This window comes from Allobosea sp. P1_A7, from assembly GCF_056406775.1.
The window spans coordinates 1-5,888 of the sequence record NZ_JBFTZN010000335.1; the positions used below are offsets into that span (position 1 = coordinate 1).

Genomic DNA, 5,888 nt, shown 5'->3' on the forward strand with positions numbered 1-5,888 from the left:
CATTACCGCGGGGTGGAGCAGCCCGGTAGCTCGTCAGGCCATTGAGAGGAAAATGGTGGGCCGGGCCGGATTCGAACCGGCACCGGCGCTGTTATGAGCAGCGAGCTCTAACCGTTGAGCTACCGGCCCACCCTTCGCCTAACACCCTCCCGGTCTGCCCGGCAAAACGCGAGATTCCAGCGCGCCAAGTGCCTCCATGTAGACGGCATCGTCTGCGTTCCGTTGTGGGGCGCGATCAGCTCGGCGGCAACCCAGCTTTCGCCAGGCCCTCACTGATGAGGTCAAAGGTTGGCCCGGGCAGGTAGTCACCGGGCCCGAGGAAGTCCTGCACGGTTCGGATCGGCGAAGAACGTCGCAATTCGTCCAGCGCGGCTTTCGCGGCGTCGTTGTGGCCCATGTGGGCGTCGGTCACCGCCGAGAACAAGTGGCACGGCCAGTAATCCGGCGCACGGCGAGCGCAGTCGCGCAGGTAAGGCAGGGCCTCGTCGAAGCGACGGCTCAGCAGTAGGGCGCGTCCGAGGTACATGTCGTAATTCGGGGAATGGAGTGGGTCGAGGACGAACGCCCGTTGCATAAGGGCAATGGCCTCCTCGGAGCGGCCCATGAAGCTGATGATGTTGGCAAGGCCGGCATAGTACTCGGCATCGTTCGGATTGAGCTCCACAGCACGCTTAGCCCAACGCGCGGCTTCGTCGTGAGCGTGCCGGCGAAGAAGCAGGTCACCCATAACCATATGCGCCATCGGGAGGGTCGGGTCGGCGCCTAGGGCCCGTTGCGCAAACGCCAACCCTTTCTCCAGCGCCGCCTCACGGTCGGGCGTGTCCCACCGCAATGCCACCCCGCGGTAGTAAGCGAAGGCCATCTCCGCGAGTGCGGGGGCGAACGTGGGGTCGAGCTCGATAGCCTTCTCGAACATGGCGCGGGCCGCGAGGGCTTTGTCCTTGCTGCCTACCTGCCGTAGGCTGCGTCCCCGGAGATAGAGGTCGTAAGTCGTGAGGTCGGTCGGCGCCTTGCGCATTCCGGCTGCGACCTCCGCTCGCTGGATGGAGCTGCCGAGACGCGAGGCGATCCGCTCCGCGATCTCGTCCTGGATCGCGAAAATATCCGGCAGAGGCCGGTCATAGCGCTCGGCCCAGACGTTGCCGCCACCTCGTGCATCGATCAGTTGCGCTGTCACCCGGAGCTGTTGTCCTGCCTTTTGTACACTGCCCTGGAGGACATACCGAACCCCGAGGGTGCGCCCGATCTCAGCGGTATCCTCCTCCCGGCCCTTGTAGGCGAAGGTGGAGTTGCGGGAGATAACGAACAGGTCTGGGAAGCGCGCTAGGGCAGTCAGAACATTCTCGGTGAGCCCGTCGCTGAAGTAGTCATCAGCAGCGTCACCGGATCGGTTCGCGAAGGGCAGCACGGCAATCGAAGGCCGTGCGTGCTGAACCTGGCCGGACAAATTGCCAGAGGCTCCGTGGAACGGGCTCCAGCCCGACAGCGCCGCGAATACGGCGAGAAACAGGGCGGCGACAGAGGCTGGGACCACCCAGACAAACCAGCGAATTTTCCTCGAACGAGCTGGCTCGCGCCCCACTCCCGCGACACGAAATGTGCGCACCGGGCGCGGGATGTTCTTCAGATGCTTCTCACCAGCCTCCTCGAATTGAAAGCGGTCACGTGCCTGGTCGCGGACTGCGCGCGAGACGAGGATCCCGCCCGGTTCTGCAGCCTCCTGAAGGCGCGCGGCGATGTTGACGCCGTCACCGAATACGTCCCCCTCCTGRGCGATGACGTCGCCCACATGGATCCCGATGCGGAACCGCATTTCACGGTCAGCCACAGCGCATTTTTGTTGAACTCCCGCCGCAAACTCAACCGCCTTGATGGCGCTCGTGAATTCCGCCAGGAACCCGTCACCCATGGTCTTGACGATGCGCCCCTGGTTCCGCTGAGCTTCGGGCTGAACCACCTTGCTGAAGAGCGCATGAACGCGCGCAAAGGTCCTCTCCTCGTCGGCGCTCATCAGGCCGGAATAGCCGGCGACATCGGCGCATACGATGGCCAGCAGGCGACGGTCRAGCGCGTCCACGCGGCTTCTGGTTCTCCAGCGAAGGCCCGTGATTCGTGCGCCCATCACGATCGCACGTCTAGCCCCAAACCCGTTGATGGACGGCAGTTGGGCGCGCAGCAGTTTCGCCCGCGAAGCGCTCTGCTGCCCGAAGTACCAAGGCTCATGACGCCCTCGTGACCCGCGCCGACATGCTGGTACAGGCGCTCGATGAGGTGAGGAACGCGACGGTCGCTCACCTGATGGCCGATAGCATCTCCACGACGGCAAGCCTTCGCCTCGTCATTGTCACGAATGGACATGAGATTAACGCAGCCCGTCGCTTCTTCGGAAACCGTGGGAGGGATGTTTTGCGGCAGAACATCCCTTTCCCTTGCCCGCCTCCTCACGCCGCCCCCTGATACGCAATGACCTTAGGAGCAACGGAGGTCGATGGAGCGTTCCCGTGCGTTCCAGCTGACCGAAGTATGGGTTGGCGAGCCCGGCGGCGTATGCAAATACCCCGGGGCTCGTCGACCAGCGGTGGTGACAGGCGGGCTGTTGCAGCCGGCATAGTCATCAGCCTGAAGCATGCTGGCGAAGCCCCGCAGATGCCACTCAGGATGATCGCCCGAGCGATCCGGGATACACGGAACGCATTGGCAGTCGCCAGATGCAGTCACCTCAGCCAGCCGCAATCTGCGGCGGCCTGGGATGCCGCCGACCGCCGGCCCGCCGGACATGATGGTGGGATCGCGCCTGGTCTCCCGCGTCGGCATCGCCTCGATCCTGCCCTAAAGGCAAGGGCTTGAGCCATATCCTTCGAACGGAGGATGACGTCCACAAGGCTCCTTCCTAGTTTCCCAAGATTGCCTCGAGCACCGCTTGGATGAGGCCAGGCAGCAATTATACGGCCAGATTCCGTCCGGGGCTGGAGCCGATTTGCATCGGCTCAGGGCGGCGAGGGGCAGGCGGAATGCCGTCGATCCATGGAATGCCCGCCCGGACGGGAATGGCCGGGCGCGGGGACCAGCGCCGATTGCCTAATGTCAACGCCCGGTTCCCGAGCGCCCAGGCGAGAGGGAGAGGCCCGCGATGATTCTGGAGATGTTCGGGCCGTCCGCGGCCGGAAAGACGACGATGGTCTCTGCCCTGACCGCTCATTTGCGTGGCCTCGGCTATGTCGTGAACCCGCGGATCGGCGTGCGCGCCCATCCGCTGAGGCGTGGCATCCTCAAAGGCCTGGCCAGCGCCAGGCTGCTCAGGTCCGCCGGCTCGGCCGCCGGCGTCGCGGAGCTGTTCAGGATCCTGCCACCGAAGGAACTGCTCTGGTTCGTTCGTCTTTATTGGCACCTGGCCCTGCTCCATCACGATTGGACTGCGGCACAAGCCTCCGATGCGATCACGATCTTCGATCAGGGCATGGTCCAGGCGGTGGCCTCGCTCATCCTGCTCAGCGGCATAACCGACCGCGACCCTGTCGCACGCGCGCTCGACATCGTGCCGAAACCGGACCTGCTCATCCGCTTCGAGGCGCCACGCCCCCTCCTGGAGGCGCGCCTTCGGGATCGTCGGCAGAAGATCGGTCCGCTTCAACGCTACCYCGAAATCGATCTGCAAGGCAGCCTGGACCATGTGGACCATGTCGATCTGATTTCGGACATGGTCAGCGCACGCGGGCTCCCCATGATCCGCATCAGCAGCATCGATGCCCCAAGCCGCAATCTGTCGATCGATCGGATCACCACCGAGGTGCAGGCCAGGATGCGCCCGTCGCGCGCTGTCGCGGAGGAGCCTACAGCACGCGGTTATCCGGCGCTCTCACATTAAGGCATCGGCCCGAAAGGCGGCTTGCGGTTTTCGCGCGATGGCGAGGGCTCGGTGCTTCCAGATTCTATCACGCCTGAGGACGCACTGCGGAGCATGCCGAAATAGTGGGAACGAAAGGCGGGGACGAGGGCCAGCGTCGGATAGAGCGGGTCTGTGAGTGTGCCGAGCCGGTAGGCGATGGGAGGAAGCAGCGTTTTCGAGGTCAGCTCAATCTCGAAATCAGGAAACAGGTCCTGGATGCGGCGCCGTGTCATGGCCCTGACATTGCGGTTCCAGGGATTGGGATAGCGCAGGTCATACCAGATGATCACTCCGTCCGGCGTCAGGACGCGGGTGATCTCGCGCGCTACGTTACTGGCCATGCCGGGGCTCAAGATCGAGGAGAACACCGTGAAAACCAGGATGAAATCGAAACGCTGGTCGGGAAACGGCACGTGCTCGGCATTCGCTTCCGTGAACGATACGTCCGGGCATTTCCGTTTGGCGGTTGCGAGGCTTTCCGGGAGCAGGTCGACCCCGWACAGACGGTCGTTGGGAAAGCCGTAGCGCTGCAACTGGTGGATCAGATCCCCTGTCCCGCAGCCCAGGTCCAGGACCCGATAGCGCTTGAGGGGAGGGGTCGTTTCGCGATCAAGCAACCTGTACAGGGCGACATCGCGATCGCGCACCATGCGCAGGCGTCCGGGGCGTTTCTCCTTCTCCGGGTTTCCGCGATCCCTGTCCGCATATTTCGCATAGGCGGATTTGAGGCGATCGACCTCGGCCGCCGTCGTGTGATCGCAGACATCGTCAGTGTGTGGACGCATTTGAACGACCCGCATTGCAATCTCCCAGGCTGAATCGCCGATTGCCTCTCGCCAGCAGATGCGCTCGGGGCCATGCCACCCTTTCCAGGCGTCGGGATCAATTGGAACCCTACCGACAACACAGCGAGCGGGACGACCGAACCGGCATCGTGCGTACCCATCGAGGCCTGGTCGCCGCTGAGCTCGAGCTCCCGCCTCATCCGGCCAGACGGTCATCGAGACGCCTGCGAGAGTTTGGAGGCCGCGATGCCCACGGTCGGCATCCAGGTCGCACGCTATGCGAGGGCTCCATTTGCCCGGGGCTTCGGTTTCAAAGGTCAGCTGCGCCCAAGCGAGCCAAGACTGTCTCTGGTAGGCGCGAGGCAAAGGCTCGACATCCTCCGAATGGAGGATGACCCGGCATTTCCAGGCCGTCCGAGTGAACATTCCCCCGTGGCACCGCTGCTGGCTTCGTTCATGCGAAGGATGATCAAGCCGGTCGCCGAATGTGCGGTGGCGATCGACGGCAACACCTATTCGGTGCCGTGGCGCTGATCGGCCAGCGGGTCCGGGTCACGGCCGGCGATGAGATCGTGCGCATCCATCATGGCGGGCGGGAGGTGGTCAACCATGCCGAGTTAAAGGGGCGTCATGGCCGGATCGTCGACGATGCTCATCTGGCCGGGCTAGTCGGAACGGCCGAGTGGCTCGTCTCGCTCCGCTAAGATCACTTCCGGATCGACGAGGCCGGCCGCCGCGAACTCACGATCCGGGAGGCGCTGACGCTGTTTTGCGAGCGCGAGGTCGCGCGCTGCGATCAGCGCCGGATCGACATGTCCTTCGGGCTCGCGCGCTTTCCCTACGTGCGCGATCTCACCGGACTTCGACTTCGGGGCACACTTCTCGCTCGACAAGGCGCAGATCCGCGAGATCGCGACGGGACGATTCATCGCCAATGGCGAGGCGGTCCGGTTCTGTTGCAAACTCGTCAGTTACGGAGGTTAGGGCATCCCTTTAAGCCATGGGCTGGAGGATTTCAGATGTTCAAGGGCCGTCATTTCGACCGATCGGTGATCCTGGTGTGTGTTGGCTGGTATCTGGCCTACGGCCTGAGCCTGCGCGACCTGAAGGAGATGATGGCCGAGCGCGGCATCAGCATCGACCATTCCACGATCCACCGCTGGGGTCGTCTACTTCTCGCCATTGCTGCTTGAGCGCTTCAACCGGCGCAAACGCGC

6 protein-coding genes, 1 tRNA gene and 1 pseudogene are annotated in these 5,888 nt (G+C 63.7%); 4 read left to right on the forward strand and 4 right to left on the reverse strand.

What is annotated here, in order from left to right; genetic code table 11:
* Nucleotides 1-53 precede the first annotated feature (53 nt).
* Together AC1D34_RS33240 and AC1D34_RS33245 are read right to left on the reverse strand one after the other, a co-directional pair.
* Nucleotides 54-129: transfer RNA gene (locus AC1D34_RS33240), tRNA-Ile, on the reverse strand.
* A gap of 106 nt (nucleotides 130-235) precedes the next feature.
* Nucleotides 236-2,077, reverse strand: coding sequence for an adenylate/guanylate cyclase domain-containing protein (locus AC1D34_RS33245; RefSeq protein ID WP_441509107.1), 1,842 nt, complete (start codon nucleotides 2,075-2,077; stop codon nucleotides 236-238).
* Between the two features lie 1,053 nt (nucleotides 2,078-3,130).
* Here AC1D34_RS33245 and AC1D34_RS33250 point away from each other — a divergent pair.
* Complete coding sequence (locus tag AC1D34_RS33250; RefSeq protein WP_476826538.1) at nucleotides 3,131-3,865, forward strand: hypothetical protein; 735 nt, start codon at nucleotides 3,131-3,133, stop codon at nucleotides 3,863-3,865.
* On the opposite strand, the gene AC1D34_RS33255 is transcribed toward AC1D34_RS33250, so the two are convergent.
* A complete protein-coding gene (locus AC1D34_RS33255; protein WP_476826539.1) occupies nucleotides 3,862-4,887 on the reverse strand; it encodes a class I SAM-dependent methyltransferase in 1,026 nt (341 codons plus the stop codon). The two genes, AC1D34_RS33250 and AC1D34_RS33255, sit on opposite strands and share 4 nt — an antisense overlap.
* Before the next feature lie 30 nt (nucleotides 4,888-4,917).
* Here AC1D34_RS33255 and AC1D34_RS33260 point away from each other — a divergent pair, with 30 nt between their 5' ends.
* A complete protein-coding gene (locus AC1D34_RS33260) occupies nucleotides 4,918-5,205 on the forward strand; it encodes a hypothetical protein (RefSeq protein ID WP_441509112.1) in 288 nt (95 codons plus the stop codon).
* Entirely contained in the window at nucleotides 5,157-5,375 is a 219-nt protein-coding gene (locus AC1D34_RS33265) for a Mu transposase domain-containing protein (protein ID WP_441509110.1), read from the forward strand. The genes AC1D34_RS33260 and AC1D34_RS33265 overlap by 49 nt, the downstream gene beginning before the upstream one ends.
* Here AC1D34_RS33265 and AC1D34_RS33270 read toward each other — a convergent pair.
* On the reverse strand, nucleotides 5,337-5,564 hold the full coding sequence (locus AC1D34_RS33270) for a hypothetical protein (protein WP_441509113.1): 228 nt from the start codon (nucleotides 5,562-5,564) through the stop codon (nucleotides 5,337-5,339). The genes AC1D34_RS33265 and AC1D34_RS33270 overlap by 39 nt on opposite strands.
* Nucleotides 5,565-5,690: 126 nt before the next feature.
* On the opposite strand from AC1D34_RS33270, the pseudogene AC1D34_RS33275 reads away from it, so the two are divergent.
* Nucleotides 5,691-5,888 (forward strand): annotated as a pseudogene (locus AC1D34_RS33275) (IS6 family transposase); the annotation flags it as partial.